Raw genomic sequence first — 18442 nt, forward strand, 5'->3', positions numbered from 1 at the left:
CCCCTCTGCATTCACCTCACCGGGACCGTTCGCTCCGGCGTGTTCCACCCGGAGACGCGCACCCGGGCAGGGGAGCCGTGCAGATCGGCTGTCCGGTACGTGGCCTTGAGGGTCGTCGACTCGCCCGGCCACAGGCTGACCTGGTTGTCCGACCACTGAACCGGCAGCACCGGCTTGCCCGTCGCGTCCACGAGGTGCACGTCCGTGAGCAGCGAGGGCGTCCTGCCGGTCCCGGTGTTCCGTACGGTGACCGTCGTCGTCGACGTGCCGTCCGTGCCCTCGGCCGTCGACGCGGTGGCCGAGACCGGGACCTGAGCCATCGAGCTGAGGCCCTTGAGGTCGGCGTAGCTCGTCGTCGGCGTGTAGTACCAGTCGGTGTTGGCCCAGTCGAGGGTGTCCGGCTTGGTGGAGAGCCAGTAGACGTTGCGGCTGACCTCCTTGCCCTGGGCGTCGGTGAGTGTCAGACGGGCGAGATACGTCGTCGACAGACCGCTCACCGAGGACGGCACGGTGAGCGCCGTGCTGCGTGCGCCGTCTCCGCCCACACTCACGCCGGTGGCCGTACGGTCGTACTTCTGGGAGCCGTCGGTGTTGAAGAGGGTGACGCGTGCCGTGAGGCCGGACGCCCCGGTGTGCCGGCTGTTCACCACGACCACCGAGCGGTCGTCGTACGAGTACTGGACGTGCAACGGCTCGTTGGCCTTCTTGGCGCCGAAGTAGGCACCGCCCTGGTCGAGGTAACGGTCCATCAACTGCCAGTGCAGGGAGGTCCATCCGCTGTTGAACATCCAGTACACGACGCCGGTCGAGGGCTTCGAGGAGTCGGTGGCGTTGCGCCCGTAGGCCTCGTACTGGGCGCGGACGTTCTCGTACTGGGCGAGCTGGGCCTTGCGGACGTAGTCGGCCAGGCTCGAAGCGGGGCCGTAGCGTCCGGCGAGCGCGTTGTCGTAGATCTTCAGGGTGCCGAAGGTCGACGACGGTGAGCGGTGGTACTGCTTGGCGTCGGGGTTCTTCCAGAGGGTGTCCAGCTCCGCGGGGGTCATCATGCGGCGCAGGGTGTCGAGCGTGGGGATGTCGGGGCCCGCGCTGGTCTCGGAGTTGAAGCCGGTGGCGCCGCCCTCGCGCTTGGCGTACCAGTAGTCCGGCGGGATCCAGTCGTAGGGCCCGGTCATCTTCATGCCCGAACGGCCGGAGACCGGCGAGGACTTGTCGGAGGCGGCGGCCACCACGGGTGTCGGCCAGTCGGCGGCCTGGAGGGCGTCGAGGTAGTTCTTCTCGATCGTCGCGTCGGGCGCGAAGTCGCTGCCGATCAGGAACGAGATGACGCTCGGGTGGTCGCGCAGGCGGGCGGCCTCGGCGGCCATCGACGCCTTGGCGACCGGATAGTCGGCCGCGGTCCACTTGTCGCCGCGCTCGTCCCCGTTGACATTCCCCTCCCACTTGTCGCAGCACTCCCAGCCCGGCAGCGTGAGGACGCCGTAGCGGTCGGCGAGGTCGAAGAACTCGTCCGGCTCGATGTGCCCTTCCAGCCGGATGGTGTTGAGGCCGAGATCGAGCGCGTACTTCAGCCGGTCCTCGACATAGGTGCGGTCCCAGCGCAGGAACTCGTCGGGGGACCAGCCGCCGCCCTTGATGAGCAGCTTGCGGCCGTTGACGCTGTACTGCCGTGCGCCGTCGGAGTTGAGCGGGGCCTTCACGTCCCGGATGCCGAAGTCCTCGTGGGCGGTGTCCGAAACGGTGCCGGCGGCGGACGCGGTCAGATCGAGGCCGTAGAGTGGCTGTCCGCCCATGCCCGCGGGCCACCAGACCTTCGGGGACGTCAGATGCAGCCCCGGCACGTCGGCCGGGGCGAAGGTGACCGCCTTTGTCTCGTGCGCGGCGAGAGAGACGGTCCTGGCGAAGGTCACCGAGCCGATGGTGCCGTTGACCTCGGCGGTGACGGGGCTGTCCGAGTCGTTGCGGACCTTCGCCTTGACCGTGAGGTCCGCGGAGGCGAGCGACGGGACGTCCAGTTTGGTCACGACGTGCGCGTCGCGCAGGGCCACCGGGCCGCCCCGGCGGACGAGGACGTCGCGGACGATCCCCATGTTCTCGTCGGGCGGCGGCTGGAGCCAGTCTATCCAGCCCATGGTCAGGTTCTTGTTCGGGTCATTGGGCTGGATACGGAAGGCGACCGTGTTCGTGCCCGCCCGCACCAGGGAGGTCACGTCCAGTTCGTGGTGGGTGTAGGCGCCCGCCACATCGGCGGCCGTGGCGATCTGCCGGCCGTTGACGTAGACGTCCGCCGCCGAGATCACCCCGCTGAAGTCCAGATAGGTGCGTGCGGAGGTGTCCGGCACGGTGAAGTCCGAGCGGTACCACCAGGGGACGTCGAAGTCGGCCGGGGGGATCTTCTGCTGGTTGGCCGAGTAGAACGGGTCGGCGTACTTCCCGTTCGCGAGCAGTGCCGCGAGCACCGTGGAACGTGAACCGGCCGGGTACCAGTCACGGGCCGGGTAGCCGGGGCTGGAGACGGCCGCCGCCGAGTCGGTGACCTTCGCCGTCGACTGGATCGCGTACCCGGAGAGCGCGGTGGTGCTGCCGGGGGTGGCCGCGACCAAGGTGACGCGGGGGCGGTGAGCGGCCGCCGGTCCGCTGTTGTGGGCGCCGGCCCACGCGCTGGTGGACAGGGTGCCGAGGAGGCCCAGGGCGACGGCCGCCGTCGCGAAGCGCCGTCCGAGGGCAGGGCGGTGGAACACGGTGGTCTCCTTGGGAGGTGGGGGAGCATCCGCGCTACGGCACTGCAAGTTAGGAAACTTTACTAACTGGGCCCACAAGCTAGGCGGCTGAGCTATCCATGTCAATCACCGCGCCGGGCGGAACTACGGCCCGCGGGCCCGGAGTCACAACGCCGAACGACGCTCGAACACCACGTCCCGGGCGGTGCCCAGGGCCGTCGCCACCGCGCCGAGCAGCACCGCGTCCTCACCGAGCCGGCTGGGCACGACCTTCGGGCGCAACGGCGTGAGGGTGCGCAGCGTCTCGCGCACCGGGCGCAGCAGCAGATCGACGCTGTGGGCCACCGCGCCGCCCAGCACCACCAGATCGGGGTCGAGCACCGCGGCCGCCGCGGCGACGGTGTGCGCGATGCGCTCGCCCTCCAGCCCGACGGCCTTGACCGCGGCGGGGTTTCCCTGCCGTGCCGCATCGAAGACCGCCTTCGCGGTGAGCTGGCCGGTCATGCCGAACAGCCGGGCCGACTCGACGACCGCCTCGCCGGACACCGCGTCCTCCAGCGTGTCCGGCTTCTGGCCGCCCGGCCAGGGCAGGAAGCCGATCTCCCCGGCTCCGCCGTGCGCGCCCGTGAAGAGCCGCCCTTCGCTGACGACACCCATGCCGAGTCCGGTGCCGATCATGATGTACGCGAAGAGCCGGCTGCCGGCTCCGGCGCCGTACGTGTACTCGCCCAGCGCGGCGAGGTTGGCGTCGTTGTGGACCTCCAGCGGAATGCCGAGCTCGTCGCGCATCCGGTCGAACAGGCCCGCGCGGCCCCAGCCGGGCAGATGCATCGCGTAGCGCACCCGCCGCCGCTTCTCGTCGTAGACACCCGGTGTGCCCACCACCGCGTGCGCCACCTCGTCCGGACGCACACCGGAGTTGGCGACCACCTGGTGCGCGGTGCTCACGACCAGATCGGCCATGGCGCCCGAGGTACGGGCCCGGTTGCGGACGTCGGCGCGGGCCACCACCTCGCCGTCCAGACTGGCCAGCGCCACCCGCAGCCAGCCGCGGCCGATGTCGATGCCGAGTGCGTGACCGGCCGCGGGATCGGGGGCGTACAGGACCGCCACCCGGCCGCGCTCCGGCGCGTGGGTGCCGGCCTCGCGGACCAGTCCGGCCTCCTCCAGTGCGGCGAGCGCGCTGGAGACCGTCGGTTTCGACAGGCCCGTCTCACGGGCCAGCTGGGCGCGCGACGCGGCGCCGCCGGTGCGCAGCCGGTCGAGCAGCAGTCGCTCGTTGGTGCTGCGCAGCCGCCTGCGGCTCCAGGGCTGCTCGGGCTGCTCTGCGACGTCGCTGGCGGGCATCGCACCATTCTCACGCATGAGGGACAGCCCCTTGACGCATCTAGTAAGGCTCCTTAACTTTATCGCCCAGTCAGCCTCGCCGGGCGAGCCGAGGGGAGCCCAGCGCCGGCCGGTTACCCGCCGCCCTTGATCCGACGGCCGCCCAGCGGCGTCGGCCGTCACTTCGTACCTCTCCCCGCGTCTCGTCTCAGGAGGCCCCATGTCCGGTAGCCCGCCCCCCACGGGTGGCTTCGTCCGTCGCGTCGGTCTGTTCCAGGCGACCGCCATCAACATGAGCCAGATGTGCGGCATCGGACCGTTCGTCACGATCCCCCTCATGGTCGCGGCGTTCGGCGGCCCGCAGGCGGTCGTCGGGTTCCTCGCGGGCGCCGTGCTGGCACTCGCCGACGGACTCATATGGGCCGAGATGGGCGCGTCGATGCCTGGTTCCGGCGGCAGTTACGTCTATCTGCGCCAGGCCTTCCAGTACCGGACCGGACGTCTGATGCCGTTCCTGTTCGTGTGGACGGCCATGCTGTTCATCCCGCTGATCATGTCCACCGGAGTGGTCGGCTTCGTCCAGTACCTGGGCTATCTGGCGCCGGGCATGGGGGAGACCACCGGGGACCTCGTGGGGCTCGGCATCGTCGCGCTGGTGGTGCTGCTGCTGTGGCGGGGCATCGAGCACATCGCGCGGATCACCGCCGTGATGTGGGCCGTCATGATCACCTCGGTCCTCCTGGTGATCCTGGCCGCTGCCACCGACTTCAGCCCCGACCTGGCCTTCACCTATCCCGCGCACGCCTTCGAGCTGACCAGCAACCACTTCTGGACCGGCTTCGCCGCGGGCCTGACCATCGGCATCTACGACTACCTCGGCTACAACACCACCGCCTACATGGGTGCCGAGATCAAGGACCCGGGCCGCACGCTCCCGCGCTCCATCGTCTTCTCGATCCTCGGCATCATGGCGATCTACCTGCTGCTCCAGATCGGCACCCTGGGCGTCATCGACTGGCACCGGATGACCGACCCCGGCGACATCGCCTCGACGTCCGTGGCCTCCGCCGTCCTGGAGAAGACCTGGGGCAAGGGCGCGGCCGACACGGTCACGGTGCTCATCCTCATCACGGCCTTCGCCTCCGTCTTCACCGGACTGCTCGGCGGCTCGCGCGTCCCGTACGACGCCGCCCGGGAACGCGTCTTCTTCCGCCCCTACGCCAGGCTGCACCCCCGGCACCGCTTCCCGATGCTGGGCCTGGCGACGATGGGCGTGATCACCGCGATCGGCTTCCTCATCGGCCGCCACACCGACCTGGCCACGCTGATCCAGCTGCTCACCACGGTGATGGTCATCGTCCAGGCACTGGCCCAGATCCTCGCCCTCACGGTCCTGCGCAAACGCCAGCCCGCGCTGCGCCGCCCGTACCGCATGTGGCTCTACCCCGTGCCGAGCATCGTCGCCCTCGTGGGCTGGCTGACCATCTACGGGTACGCGGACAAGAACTCCCCGGGCCGTCACCCCATCGAATGGTCCCTGGCCTGGGTGGCGCTCGGCTGCGTGGCCTTCGTCCTGTGGGCGCGCTTCGAAAAGGTGTGGCCCTTCGGCCCGAAAGAGATCACTGAGGAGTACCTCGCACCTCGCACACCGGACGCGGAACCGGCTGGGGCCTGAGGCGTAGAACAACGGCATGCCCCAGCCTGTGCGCACGCGGCGTCCCGGGGGATCGCGGCCTGCGCCCGGGCGATCGCGGCACGACACGGACGGAAGCTCGCCGTCGGGTCCCGCGGGCGCGACTACGGGACCCGTCGTGCGGTCCAGTGGCGGACCACGCCGTCGGCGAGCTGCAAGAACTGCCGGGCACCCGGGTGGTAGTACGCGGGGGAGAAGCCGGGAATGGTGCCCAGAAGCTTCCCCTCAGCCGGATCCCATAGCGACAGACCGGTGTCACCACAACTGAACAGGTGGGTGCCATCGCTGAAGAAGCGCCCGGTGGGCCCTTCGAACGCGAGGAGTTCCACGGCCCTCGGCCTCCGCGGCGGTTCACTTCGACCGGTTCGGCTCGTATCGATGATCCGTGCCCCGGGGCGCGTGTCAATGTCGTCGTGGCCGAGGCTCTCGACGGCGACCCGGGTCGAGTCGATCCAGGTCACGGCACGATTCCAGTCGTACCACCGGTCGCAGAGATCGACCCGGCTCGGACCGTCCTCGGACTCCCAGACGTTGCCCTCGATCCATGGGCCGAGATCCCACACCGCAGGGATCCCGGCCGGCTGCCATATCCAGCCGTCGTCCAGGATCCGCTTTCCATCGGGGCTCACATACAGCGCGCCGTGGAAGTAGTCGAGGTCGTGCTCCAGCACGGCTTGCGGGTCTGCACGCGTGGGGAGCGTGCGGTCGGTCAGCAGTGCTCCGGTCTGCGCGTCCGACACATCCAGCCGGTTCCAGGCGGTGCGGTGGATGACGACGCAACGCCCACCACTTCGCGTGAACTCCAGTGAGAACGGCACTGTCTCTTCTTCATCACCCTGATTGTCCAGAGCCAGAGTGACCTCGCCGGTGCTGAGGTCGACCACCTCGCCGAACAGGCCGTGGTCGTTGACCACCGCGGCGAACATACCGTCATGGGAGGCATGAAGGTGTCTGCGGAGCTCGTAGCCATTCCATGGTGCGCGACCGGGTTCCGCCGGAACGGTGGTGGCCCCGACCGTCTCGTGGCTGCCGGCTGCCACGTCCCACCGGCTGATCGTGCCGTCCTCGCTCAGCGTCAGCCACACCGGCCGGTCGCGATCACGCACCGGCGCCAGATCGACAACAGCACCCAAGCGCGGTGGCGTCGGGATCTCGCCGACGTCGTCGTTGCCCCCGGTCATCGCTGCCCCCCCCAAGTCCCCCCTCGGGCCGCCAGCATATCCAGGCGTGGTCCATCGCCGGCCTTGACCGGATCGACTGACCTCAGAGATCCGGCTACGGCGCCGGTCACGCGAAGCGAGCCCCGGCCCCGGGTCCCTGCGGGAGCCGGTGTGGCCCCCCAGGGCTCAGCGAGTCATCGCCGGACCCGGCGTCGGCAGGATCCCGCCCCCTGAGGACGCGGCAGCGGTGCCCGGGGCGAAGAGCGGGCTCGGGTTGCGGGCGAGGCGGAGGGCCGTGCGGAGCTCCGCCGCCGGCTCGCCCTCGTGATAGAGCCGCTCGGAGGGCTCGATGCCGTCCAGGAACTCCTGGTAGCGGACGGCGTACGCGAGCGGGGCGAGGCACTCGGCGAGTTCGAGGGCGCGGGCCGGATCGCCGGCCGGGAGGAGGGACGTCCAGGCGTCGACCCAGGCGCGAACGGCCACCGGCCGTACCTCCTCGGCAAGGAAGTCGCAGAGGCGCAGGGCGTCCAGGACAGGCTGGCCCCAGTACGCGTCGGCGAAGTCGACGACGACCGGCGGGCCGCCGTCGCTGCGCCAGTTGCCCGGGTGGAAGTCGCCGTGCACCACGGTGTCAGGGAGGCCGCACCCCGCGAGTTGGGCCCAGCCGTTGGCCAACTCCCGTGCACCGGCCACCTCTTCGGCGGTGAGCTCCTGGGCGACCGGGCCGTCGAGCAGCGCGTTGACCTCGGCGGCGAGCTCTGCCGCGCGGCCGTCCCGCAGACCGGTCGGGCGCCGGGACGCGAGGGCCGCCTGCGCCGCGACGAAGCGGCCCACCACCGCCTGGACGGTCTCGGCGGACGCGCCCCAGCAGTCCTCACCGGGGATGTGCTCCATCAGCATGCGGCGGTCGCCGGCACCGAGGACCGCCGGGACCAGCCCGCGGTCCACTGCCGCGAACGCCCCGATGACCGTGGGCTCGTCGGCGGCGAAGTGCGGGGTGGTCTTGAGCCAGACCGGGCCCCGCGCGGTGGGCAGCCGGAAGAGCCCCGCCAGATTCCATGTCCGGCGCTGCTCGACAGGACCGGTCACCGGACGTCCCGCCGAGGCCAGCGCCCCCGTCGCCCAGTCGAGAAGTTCCCGCAGCCCGTCGGGGCGCGCCCACGGCGACCGGAACTCCTGGTGGCCGGTCAACACGCCCTGATCGACCGGGAGATGGTCCAGCCTGCCGGGATCCGGGTGCTCCAACGCCTCGACGTGGTACGTCACATGGCCGTCCCGCGCCCCTTCGCCGCCGTCCACGGACAGCAGCCGTAGCACCAGCACCGGAACACCGAGCGCGTCCTCCAGCCGGCCGACGACGGGCTCCACCTCGGACCACCACGGAACGTCCACCGACAAGGGGCCGACAACTCCGAGGAAGTCCTCACCAGACGTCACCCACGCGCTCACAGTTCGACTCACGGCGTCAGTGTGCGCGGCAAGGGTTCGCCCGGCCAGCGAATATCCGGTACTGGCCGCTCCGCTCAACCGACGACGCGTATCCGCTGGTGATCTCGGCGGGGGAGCGGCGCTCCTTCAGCGCCGGGATCATCCAGCCCCTCCGATTGACATGCAAGTAATTGCCTGCATAACGTTGAGTGTGCGATCAGAGGATGACCCCGGGATGGACCAGGTGTTCAAGGCGCTGGCCGATCGGACGCGCAGGCGACTGCTCGACCGGCTGCACGAGCACAACGGTCAGACGCTGGGCGAGCTGTGCGAGCACTTCGCCATGACGCGTCAGTCGGTGACCCAGCATCTGGGCGTCCTGGAGGCCGCCAACCTGGTCGCCGTGGTGCGCCGGGGGCGGGAGCGGCTGCACTACCTCAATCCGGTCCCGCTCCACGAGATCCAGGAGCGGTGGATCGACAAATTCGAGCGCCCGCGTCTGCGTGCGCTGAGCGACCTCAAGCGACGAGCCGAGGGAACCATGACCGACAAACCGAGCTTCGTGTACGTCATCTACATCGAGAGCACGCCCGAGCGGGTCTGGGACGCCCTGACAGACGCCGACCTGACGGCCACCTACTGGGGTCACCGCAACGTCTCCGACTGGCAGCCCGGTTCCCGCTGGGAGCACCGGCGCACGGACGGCTCGGACATCGCCGACGTGGTCGGCACCGTCGTGGAGAGCGAGCGGCCGACCCGGCTGGTGACGACGTGGGTCGCACCCGAGGAGGAGGGCCAGGAGGACAGGTACTCGCGGGTCACCTTCGACGTCCGGCCGCACGGCGGCATCGTCCGGCTCACCGTCACCCATGAGGACCTGGCCGACGACACCATGCTGAGGAACGCGGCAGGCGGCTGGGCGGCGGTGCTGTCCAACCTGAAGTCGTTCATCGAGACCGGACGTCCGCTGTCGAGGGAGCCGTGGTCTGTCCCGAACCGCTGAGGCCGGCGCCTGCGGCCACTACCGGCCGGCACCGGGCCGCACGCAGAAGACCGGCCCGCGCTGGGCGGGCCGGCCGGGCATGACGACGGTTTCCCTGTTACGTCCGAGTCGGGCCTCTCATCGTCGTGAACGCGCACAGCATCCCCAGCACCACGGCCAGCGCGCCGATGATGATGCTGTTGATCACGACTCCGGTGTCCGGGCTCGTGCCGACGACCCAGGGCGAGATGATCATCCATGCGCCCATCGCGCACATGGCCCAGCTCAGGCCGTACATCCTCTCCGGTGCCATGGTGAATCCGAGAGCCAGCAGGCCGATCGCGATGCCCATGATCAGGTTGTGGACCACGAGCGGGGGCTGGCTTGTCGTGTAGTGGAGTATCCACGGGGATGCCGCGCAGTACAGACCGAGCAGGAACACCGGTCCGTCCACGAGTGCGACATCGCGACCACCGAGCATGCGGGCGTAGCGGTCCCGCATTTCTGGGACATCAGGGTGGCTCGAGATGTCACCTCTGGTGTGCGAGACGTTGGCCATGGTTCGTCTCCTTTGTCTCTCTGGCAGACCTCACCGCGTCTGGTACGGAATGCGGTAAGAGCCGGTTAAGTACATTCTGCTCTTATTTCTTCCTTATGTGTAGTGCTGGAGAGAGGTAGCAGGCGCCAGGGGGCGCGGCCGTTCCCGAGGGCGGTGAGGTGGCACGTCAGGCCGCGGATCGACGGCTCGGCCGCCGGTCGGCGGGACTCTTGACCACCGGTGCCGGCCGGCGACGCGGGGGTGACCGTCCCGTCCCGGAGGCCGGGAGGGGACGGGACGGTCAGACGGGGAAGTTCAGCAGGGCCACGGGGGCGGAGGTCGGTGCGGGCGAGCCGCCGGCCGGTTCGACGGTGACGCCCATGCCGGACGCCCGGCCGACGGAGCCGTCCAGCAGGACCGCCTCGGTGGTCCGCCCGGGATCCATCAGCCCGGCCGGCCGCATGGTGCCGTCGTCGTCGAACCAGAGCTGGTAGACCTTGCCGTTCGGCGGCTTCGCCATCCCCGAGGCGATGAACACCGCCTCGTCGCGGCTCTGGGAGACGACGACGGTGCCACGGGCCCCATCACCCAGTTTCGCGGTACGCGTCCTGGCGTCGGGGGAGCCGAGGACCGCGGCCAGCTCATCGGCATGTGCCTCGGCCTGCCGGGCCTGGTTCCGGGCGTCCTGCGCGGTGTCGTGCTGCCATACGGCCGTGCCACCGAGGGCGGCCGCGGCGGCGAGACACGCGGCCGGCACCCACCGTGTCAGACCACGTGCCCGGAAGACCGCCCGCACGGACGGCGGGGGCGCAACGGTGCGGGGCGCGTCCTGGCGGACGGCCGTGATCCGCTGCATGACCCGGCTCTTGAGGGCGGGCAGCGGGGACGCGGAGACCGCGAGGCCCAGACGGGTGGCGGTCTCGGCCAGCTCGCGGACCTCCAGCGCGCAGGCCTCGCAGTCCGCGGCGTGCCGTTCGAACGCGTCGCGCTCACCCTCGGACAGGGCGTGCAGCGCGTACGCGCCGGTGAGGGTGTGCAGGTCGACGGTGGTCACGCGGTCACCCCCAGGCAGTCGCGCAGCCGGATGAGACCGTCGCGCAGCCGGGTCTTCACCGTCCCCAGCGGAAGCGCCAGCAGCTCCGCCACTTCGCGGTAGGTCAGGCCGCGGTAGTACGCCAAGGTCACGGACTCCCGCTGGAGTTCGGTCAGCGTGCGCAGACAGCGCCGCACCTGCTCGCGTTCGAGACGGGCCTCCACCTGCTCGGTCACCTCGTCGAACTCGGGCGTACGGTCCAGCAGAGCCGCCTTCGTCTCGCGCGCGGCCGACGCCTCGACCGAGCGCACCCGGTCCACGGCACGCTGATGGGCGAGCGTGAGCACCCAGTTCATCACCGACCCCCGGTCGCGCCGGTAGCGCGCGGCGGTCCGCCACACCTCGACCAGCACCTCCTGCGCGACCTCCTCGGACTGGGCCTGGTCGCGCAGCACCCGTCGCACGATCCCCAGCACCGGACCCGCGACAGCGTCATAGACGGAGGCGAAGGCCTGCTGGTCGCCCCGGGCGACCTCGCCCATCAGATCCGGCAGGCTCGGCCCGGCAAAGGGGTTTCTCCCGATCTCCACGACTTCCTTCACGGGGTGGTCCTCCAGGACGGACGAGTGGTACGCAGGTGATCCGGAGCCGGTACGGCGGCGGATTGGCGCGCGGCGGGAAATCCGCAGGAACGTCCGGGCCTGGGGCGCCCCGGCCCGCAGCGGTCGCACGGTTGGTGCGTCGAATCGGCTCGCGCGTCCCTCACCGGACCCGCGATGTGCCCGGCCGCGGCGGCGGTCACCGGCCGGCCTCCTGCTGGAGACAGTGGCGCAGCCGGCAAAGTCCCCGGCGGGCGTGGCTCTTGACCGTGCCCAGCGGCAGGCCGGTGCGCCGGGCGATCTGGGTCTGGGTCAGGTCCTCGTAGAACGCGAGGTGGAGGACGTGCCGTTGGGGTCCGGGCAGTCTGGCGAGCTCGTGCCGGACAAGAACCCGGTCGAGTACGGCGTCCGGATGCCCGATGGTGTGATCGTCGAGCGCGAGGGCGGCGCCGGCGGCCGCGATCAGGCCGGTCCGGCGGGTCCGGGCGGACAGGGCGTCGGCGATCTTGCGGCGGGTGATGCCGACGAGCCACCCGGCCAGGGTCCCGCGGTCGGGCCGGTAGCCGCCCCGGCCTCGCCACGCGGCCAGGAACACCTGCTGGGTGACGTCCTCGGCCTCCCCCGCATCCCCGAGCGAGCGCCGGGCCAGAGTGTGCACCAGGGCGCCCCAGCGGCGGTAGGCGGCGGCCGGCGACCCTTCGTCGCCGTCCACGAAGGCCCGGGTGAGGTCCGCGTCGGCCGGCGTCTCCTCCGCGGACGGCCTCGGGGGCAGCGTCTGTGTGGTCATGGCCCTGGCTCCTCGCGATGCGGCGGAATGCACGTCCCGACAGCCCCCATCGTGGGCACCGGACGCGTTCCGGGACAACTCGCGTCGTTTCTGCGTCGTATCGTCGCCGTATGGGTGAGAGCGAGCTGTCGGACCCGCGCGGACCGGTGTCCGGACGTCCGTGGACGGGGGTCACCACGGGCGCTCTGGCGCGCCGCCTCGGGGTGTCGCCCAGCACCCTGCGGTCCTGGGACCGGCGCTACGGAGTGGGGCCCGCGGTCCGTGCCGACGGACGGCACCGCCGCTGGACACCCCAGGACGTGGCGATGCTGGAGGAGATGTGCCGTCTGACCTCGGCCGGAGTGCCGCCCGCGGAGGCGGCCCGCGCCGCCAAAGAGGCGTCCGCACATCCCGCCACCGGTCCCGCGCCTGCCGACGGGCGGACAGGCACCGGCGGCCGGCGCTCCCGGGCAGCGGGCGCGCTCCCGCTCGGGGACGCCCGCCAGGAGTGCCGCGGGCTCGCCCGCGCCGCGGTCCGGCTCGACGCCCCGGCCGTCGAGGACCGGCTGACCTCACTGGTGGAGCAGTACGGCCTGGTCGTCGCCTGGGAGGAGGTGATGGTGCCGACGCTGCACGCCGTCGGACGTAAATGGGAGTCCTCGGGAGACCGCTATGTCGAGGTGGAGCACCTGCTGTCCTGGCATGTCTCCACCGTCCTGCGACGCGCCGCACGTCCGGCCGGCGACTTTGGCGCGGGCGCCTGCGGACCAGGCCCCGTGGTCCTGGCCTGCGTCCCCGGTGAACAGCACACCCTGCCGCTGGAGGCACTCGACGCGGGGCTCGCCGAACTCGCTCTGCCCACCCGGATGTTCGGCGGCGCCGTCCCCGTGGAGGCCCTCGCCGCCGCCGTACGCCGTCTGGGGCCCTCGGCCGTCGTCCTGTGGTCCCAGGCGCGGTCCACGGCGAGCCTTCCGCTCGCCCGGCACATCGCCGGCACGCACTGGGGTGTGAAGGGAGCGCGCCGCCGGCCCGCCGTGCTCCTCGGCGGTCCGGGCTGGGCGGGACACCAGGCACCGGGCATGCTCCGGCCACCGGACCTGCGAGACGCCCTCGCCGCCCTCGCGGGCGCCTACGACGCCGGCGAACCGGACCCGGGGACCTGACCCCGGCCGCCGGCCGAGCAGGCAACTCCTGTCGCCGGTTCCTCAACACGTGCGTGCTCAGCGAAGTGGTCGGCGGGTACGCGGGTACGCGCCCGCAAGGTCGTCCTCGATTGCCGGACTTGCTGCCGCCCCCTCAGTCCCGGCCCCGGGCGTGCTTGAAGCGGGCCAGCCCGGCTGCCAGTTCAACGATAGGACCGGGGTAGTCGTAGGCCGCGCGTTCCAGGCCGGGGAGCTTCCACGGCTCGTGCACGGCGGCGCCGTCCAGCCCCGCGAGCTCGGGAACCCACCGCCGGACGTATGCCCCGTCCGGGTCGTACCGCTTGGCCTGGGCCACGGGGTTGAGGACCCGGTTGGGCCGGGTGTCCGTGCCGGTGCCCGCCATCCACTGCCAGTTGAGCTGGTTGTTCGCCAGGTCGCCGTCGACCAGCAGATCGAGGAAGTGCCGGGCGCCGATCCGCCAGTCCACGTACAGGGTCTTGGTGAGGAAGCTCCCGGTCAGCAGGCGGCCGCGATTGTGCATCCAGCCCTCGTGGCGCAGCTGGCGCATGGCCGCGTCCACGATCGGATAGCCGGTGCGCCCCGCCTTCCACGCTTCGACGTCCTGCCGCGCGGACGCCTCGGACCGCCAACGGTCGTGCTGGGTGCGGTAGTCGGCGCCGGCCGCGGCCGGCCGGGCGGCCAGCACCTGGTGATGGAAGTCCCGCCAGGCCAGCTGCCGCACGAAGGCCTCGGCGCCGGAGCCACCCGCCCGGCGCGCCCGGTGGACCAGCTCCACGGGGGAGAGCGTGCCGAAGTGCAGATGGGGCGAGAGGCGCGAGGTGGCGTCACCGGCCAGGTCGTCGTGGCGGTCCTCGTACGACACGATCCCGTCGCGCAGCCAGGCCGTGAGCCGCTTCCTCGCCCCGGTCTCGCCGCCCGCGGCCAGTCCCTCCGAGACTCCCCGTACGCCGCTGCGGGACGGCAGTTGCTCGGAGCCGACCCCGTCCGGCACCCTGACCGACCGGGGCGCCGCGAGCGCGTCGCGCAGCTGCAGCCGCGCCCAGTGCCGGAAGTACGGCGTGAAGACGGCGAAGTGGTCCGAGGAGGCGGGCGTGACCGCACCGGGCGGGACCGCGGTGATCACGGAGTCATGGACGTGGAGGCGGCACCCTTCCGCCTCCAGAGCGGCGCGCAGCCTCTCCTCCCTGCGGTGGGCATACGCGCTGACCCCGGCCGCCATGTGCACCTCGTCGGCCTGCGCCTCGGCGACCACTTTGCCCACCTGGTCGACGGCGTCGCCGGAGCGCACCACGAGGCGGCCGCCGCGCTCGCGCAGCTGCGCGTCGAGATCCGTCAGGCAGTCGGCGAGGAACGCCAGCCGGTTCGGCGCGGCGAAGCCCGCAGCGTCGATACCCGGGTCGCGCACGAAGAGGGGCACCACCTCGCCCGGCCCGTCGAGCGCGGCCCGCAGTGGCGGATGGTCGTGCAGCCGCAGGTCCGAGGTGAACAGGACGACCGAGACGTTCATGGCGGGGCTCCGGTGCGGATGGTGGGGGCGGGTGGCGAAAAGGGGCCGGCGAACAGGGGCCGGCTCCGTCGATTCGGGCTCGGTGGCTCCCGCGGATGCGCAGGTCGCAGCGCGGCGAGCGAGGCCGGACAGGGCGCGGGACCGGCGCCGGGTCCGTCAGTGCGCGGACGTGGGTTCCTTCGCCACGGCTCCCCTGCTCGCCGCCTTCGCGATGTTGCGGGCCATACCGCCGAACACCACGGCGTGGAACGGCGAGACACTCCACCAGTACGCGTGCCCCAGCAGCCCGTGCGGATGGAACAGCGCACGCTGGCGGTAGCGGGTCCGCCCGTCGTCGCCGGCCTCCGCGTACATCTCCAGCCAGGCCAGTCCCGGCAGCCGCATCTCGGCGCGCAGCCGCAGGAGATGACCGGGCTCGATCTCCTCGACCCGCCAGAAGTCGAGCGAGTCGCCGACCCGCAGGCGTGCCGCGTCGCGGCGGCCCCGGCGCAGTCCGACACCGCCCACCAGGCGGTCCAGCCGGCCGCGGACGGACCAGGCCAGGGGGAACGAGTACCAGCCGTTGTCCCCGCCGATGCCCTCGATGACCCGCCACAGCGCCGCCGGCGTGGCATCGACGGCCAACTCGCGCCGGTCGGTGTAGAGGCTGCCGCCCGCCCAGTCCGGGTCGGTGGGCAGCGGATCACTGGGCGCGCCGGGCACCGAGGCCGACGACCAACGGGTCGAGACCTGGGCATCCCGCACGCGTTGCAGGGCCAGTGACACCGCCTCGTCGAAACCGGCCGGCCGGCCCGGGGGATCGGGGACGTACCGCGCGATGTCGTGTTCGTGGCAGACGACCTCGTGCCGCAACGACTCCGTCAGCGGGCGCGCGATCGACCGTGGGACGGGCGTGACCAGACCGACCCAGTGGCTGGAGAGCCGCGGGGTGAGGACGGGCACGGGCACGATCAGCCGGTGCGGAAGGCCGGCGATGTCGGCGTACCGGCGCATCATGTCCCGGTACGTCAGCACCTCGGGTCCGCCGATGTCGAAGGCCCGACTGACGTGGGCCGGCATCCGGGCGCTGCCGACGAGGGTGCGCAGCACGTCCCGTACCGCCATCGGCTGGATACGGGTGTGCACCCAGCTGGGTGTGACCATGACCGGCAGCCGTTCGGTGAGGTAACGCAGCATCTCGAAGGAGGCGGAACCCGATCCGATGATCACCGCGGCGCGCAGCACCGTGGTGGGCACCCCCGAGCCGAGCAGGATGCGGCCGACCTCCGCACGGGACCTCAGATGCGGGGAGAGCTGGTCCTCGGGGACGCCTTCCGGGGTGAGGCCGCCCAGGTAGACGATGCGCCGGACGCCGGCCGTGCGGGCCTGCTCGCCGAAGATCCGGGCCGCCGTGCGGTCGGTCTCCTCGAAGCCCTTGCCCGTGCCCAGCGCGTGCACCAGGTAGTAGGCGACGTCCACCCCGCGCATCGCCTCGGCGACCGACGCGGAGTCGGTGACATCGCCGCGCACGATCTCCGTACGGCCCGCCCAGGGGTAGTCGCGCAGTTTGGCGGGGGAGCGTGCCAGGCAGCGCACCCGGTGTCCCGCGTCCAGCAGTTCCGGGACCAGCCGCCCGCCGATGTAGCCGGTGGCGCCGGTCACCAGACAGTGCAGGCCGGGGCCCGTCTCGTCGTCGCGCGTGGGTGCTGTGTCGTTCACCTTGTTGTCCCGTTCCGTCGGCCCCCTCGTGATCCCTTCCACGCGAAGCCGCCCGGCGGATGCGCCGGTGTACTCCTTCCGGGCAAGCGACCCGCCCGGAACGGTCATGACATGTCCCGGCAGATCGCGGGCAAGTGAATACGAGGCCCTGACGGAGACGTTCGTGGAGGTGGACGCCGGTATGAGTGCGAAGGTGTTGGAGCGGTTTCCCGCCGGAGCTCCGCGCGGATCGTGGCCTGCGGAGGAATACGCGGCGCTGCGCAGGGCCGAGGGTCAGCCCGCGACCGTGGTGATGGACCTCAAGTCGGACGCCTTCCTCGTGGTGATCCCGACGCGGGACGACGACTGAACCGCTCGGCCGGCTGCGCGGACGTCACGCCAGCCGCATCGCGAAGCTGACGGTCCGCCCCGGGCCGTCCGGCGCGATGGTGAGCCGGTCGGTGACGAGACGGGTGAGCCACAGGCCCCCGCCCGGCAGGGGATCCTCCCCGCCGCGAGCGAGACCGGCGCCCACTGCCCCGGTGCCGTCCGGGCCCCCGTCGCTGATCCGGCACTCCAGTTCACCCGTCCGGCGCAGCAGAAGCAGTGCTCCCCGGCCGCCGCCGTGCTGGACGGCGTTGGTCGCCACCGCGTCCATGGCGGTGACGAAGTCCGTCCGCCGTGGTTCCGCGAGCCCGGCGAGGGACACGTGCCCGGCCACGAGCACCCGTAGCCGCGGCAGGTCCCCGCCGCCGAACGGGCTGCGCAGCAGAACTCCCTGAGCGGTGTACGGAGTACCGTCACCCGGCGTGTGAGACATGGACCGATCACCCGGACACTTCGATGTCGGCCGGCCGGGCGCCCAGGCGGCTCAGCAGCGCGCCGTGCCGCGCGGAGCAGCGGATCCGCACAGTGCCCCCGGCGCCCGCTTCGCCCACCAGCCGTACGAGGTCCCGCGCGCACTGGACGCTGAGGAATTCGGTCCGCCGGAGGTCCACCGTGACGCGCCCCTCCTCGCGCGGGCGGCGGAGCGCCTCGTCGAGCGCCCGCGTGAACTGGCTGCGGGTGGTCAGGTCGGCCTCCCCGACCACATGGAGCGTCCCGCCCAGGTGGAGGCACCTCAACTGCCCGATCCTGGTGAGGAGATCACGCGGGTGCGCCTGTCGCATCGCCCGCAGCACCCGGTCGGGGAAGCGGTCCCGGTCGTAGGCACAGATCTCGCTGTAGAACCCGTCGGAGAACAGCGGCGCGGCCCGCCGCTCGCGGTCCATCACCGTGTCGAGGTCGGCGTCGAGGTCCGCCACCCATCCCATGTCGATGTAGGCGCGCAGCCCGGTGAAGCCCTCGGCGCGCGCCGCGGCGCTCTCCTCCACGAGCCGCTGCCACTGCCGGTCGGCGGTGAACTCCCGGTCGGGCCTGATCAGTTGCCGCATACTGCTCAGCCGCAGCCGGCCCGTCCGGTGCGCCGTGGCCAGCAGCAGCCCGGGGGCGTCCTCGAAGGCGGACCACAGCTGGCCCTCGGTCAGCCGCGGCGGGCCGAAGACGATGACCTTCTCGCCGCGGGCCAGGCCGGCCCAGACGAACGCGGACATCACGTCCCGGCCGTGGCTGTCGCCCTCGTAACCGAAGAACGCGTGGTCACCCGGCCGCAGCTGCTGGACGGGCAGCGTCCCGGGGTGGTGCGCGCACTCCTCGTTGTCGTTCTCATTCTCGTTCATGAACAGAGCTGTTCACCTCCCGGGCGCTACGGTCGCGCTACACAGGGTAGTGACACGAGGGCTCCGACAGGTGTGCTTTGCCCGGTTCGGGTCCGGCGGGTGCACTCTGCACGGTGCAGGAGGGCTCGCCACCCT

Annotated in this window: 16 protein-coding genes; 4 read left to right on the plus strand and 12 right to left on the minus strand. The window is 71.6% G+C overall.

Annotated elements, in window-relative coordinates; genetic code table 11:
* Positions 1–11: 11 nt before the first annotated feature.
* Positions 12–2738: a sugar-binding domain-containing protein gene (locus ACFVYF_RS19940; protein ID WP_389456996.1), complete on the minus strand. Its 2727-nt coding sequence runs from the start codon at positions 2736–2738 to the stop codon at positions 12–14.
* A 144-nt stretch (positions 2739–2882) separates the two neighbouring features.
* A complete protein-coding gene (locus ACFVYF_RS19945) occupies positions 2883–4064 on the minus strand; it encodes an ROK family protein (protein ID WP_389456997.1) in 1182 nt (393 codons plus the stop codon).
* A gap of 199 nt (positions 4065–4263) precedes the next feature.
* Here ACFVYF_RS19945 and ACFVYF_RS19950 point away from each other — a divergent pair, with 199 nt between their 5' ends.
* On the plus strand, positions 4264–5718 hold the full coding sequence (locus ACFVYF_RS19950) for an APC family permease (RefSeq protein WP_389456999.1): 1455 nt from the start codon (positions 4264–4266) through the stop codon (positions 5716–5718).
* A gap of 122 nt (positions 5719–5840) precedes the next feature.
* Here the strand turns inward: ACFVYF_RS19950 and ACFVYF_RS19955 are convergent, their stop codons facing one another.
* Both ACFVYF_RS19955 and ACFVYF_RS19960 read right to left on the minus strand, forming a co-directional pair.
* Entirely contained in the window at positions 5841–6917 is a 1077-nt protein-coding gene (locus ACFVYF_RS19955; protein ID WP_389457001.1) for a hypothetical protein, read from the minus strand.
* Positions 6918–7082: 165 nt separating this feature from the next.
* Positions 7083–8357: an aminoglycoside phosphotransferase family protein gene (locus tag ACFVYF_RS19960; protein WP_389457003.1), complete on the minus strand. Its 1275-nt coding sequence runs from the start codon at positions 8355–8357 to the stop codon at positions 7083–7085.
* Positions 8358–8559: 202 nt separating this feature from the next.
* Between ACFVYF_RS19960 and ACFVYF_RS19965 the strand changes: the two genes are divergently transcribed.
* Entirely contained in the window at positions 8560–9327 is a 768-nt protein-coding gene (locus tag ACFVYF_RS19965; RefSeq protein WP_389457005.1) for an ArsR/SmtB family transcription factor, read from the plus strand.
* A 97-nt stretch (positions 9328–9424) separates the two neighbouring features.
* Here the strand turns inward: ACFVYF_RS19965 and ACFVYF_RS19970 are convergent, their stop codons facing one another.
* From ACFVYF_RS19970 to ACFVYF_RS19985, 4 genes are all read right to left on the minus strand, one after another.
* A complete protein-coding gene (locus ACFVYF_RS19970) occupies positions 9425–9865 on the minus strand; it encodes an SPW repeat protein (protein WP_389457006.1) in 441 nt (146 codons plus the stop codon).
* A 280-nt stretch (positions 9866–10145) separates the two neighbouring features.
* Complete coding sequence (locus tag ACFVYF_RS19975; protein ID WP_389457008.1) at positions 10146–10898, minus strand: anti-sigma factor domain-containing protein; 753 nt, start codon at positions 10896–10898, stop codon at positions 10146–10148.
* Entirely contained in the window at positions 10895–11479 is a 585-nt protein-coding gene (locus ACFVYF_RS19980) for a sigma-70 family RNA polymerase sigma factor (protein ID WP_389457009.1), read from the minus strand. Before ACFVYF_RS19980 ends, ACFVYF_RS19975 begins: the two co-directional genes overlap by 4 nt.
* A 196-nt stretch (positions 11480–11675) precedes the next feature.
* A complete protein-coding gene (locus ACFVYF_RS19985; RefSeq protein ID WP_389457011.1) occupies positions 11676–12263 on the minus strand; it encodes a sigma-70 family RNA polymerase sigma factor in 588 nt (195 codons plus the stop codon).
* Between the two features lie 110 nt (positions 12264–12373).
* Here ACFVYF_RS19985 and ACFVYF_RS19990 point away from each other — a divergent pair, with 110 nt between their 5' ends.
* Positions 12374–13405, plus strand: coding sequence for a MerR family transcriptional regulator (locus tag ACFVYF_RS19990; protein WP_389457013.1), 1032 nt, complete (start codon positions 12374–12376; stop codon positions 13403–13405).
* Between the two features lie 133 nt (positions 13406–13538).
* Here the strand turns inward: ACFVYF_RS19990 and ACFVYF_RS19995 are convergent, their stop codons facing one another.
* Both ACFVYF_RS19995 and ACFVYF_RS20000 read right to left on the minus strand, forming a co-directional pair.
* Positions 13539–14912, minus strand: coding sequence for a cryptochrome/photolyase family protein (locus ACFVYF_RS19995; RefSeq protein ID WP_389457014.1), 1374 nt, complete (start codon positions 14910–14912; stop codon positions 13539–13541).
* Between the two features lie 156 nt (positions 14913–15068).
* The gene (locus ACFVYF_RS20000) at positions 15069–16610 is read right to left on the minus strand and encodes an SDR family oxidoreductase (RefSeq protein ID WP_389457016.1); all 1542 of its coding nucleotides are present in this window, start codon (positions 16608–16610) and stop codon (positions 15069–15071) included.
* A gap of 181 nt (positions 16611–16791) precedes the next feature.
* On the opposite strand from ACFVYF_RS20000, the gene ACFVYF_RS20005 reads away from it, so the two are divergent.
* Positions 16792–16959 (plus strand): hypothetical protein, encoded by a 168-nt coding sequence (locus ACFVYF_RS20005; protein WP_389457017.1) that lies wholly within the window; start codon positions 16792–16794, stop codon positions 16957–16959.
* A gap of 24 nt (positions 16960–16983) precedes the next feature.
* Here ACFVYF_RS20005 and ACFVYF_RS20010 read toward each other — a convergent pair whose 3' ends face one another.
* On the minus strand, positions 16984–17409 hold the full coding sequence (locus ACFVYF_RS20010) for an ATP-binding protein (protein ID WP_389457019.1): 426 nt from the start codon (positions 17407–17409) through the stop codon (positions 16984–16986).
* 7 nt (positions 17410–17416) lie between these two features.
* Positions 17417–18307 (minus strand): MEDS domain-containing protein, encoded by an 891-nt coding sequence (locus tag ACFVYF_RS20015; protein WP_389457021.1) that lies wholly within the window; start codon positions 18305–18307, stop codon positions 17417–17419.
* Between the last annotated feature and the right edge of the window lie 135 nt (positions 18308–18442).

The organism is Streptomyces sp. NPDC058274, from assembly GCF_042881375.1.
Lineage (GTDB): Bacteria > Actinomycetota > Actinomycetes > Streptomycetales > Streptomycetaceae > Streptomyces.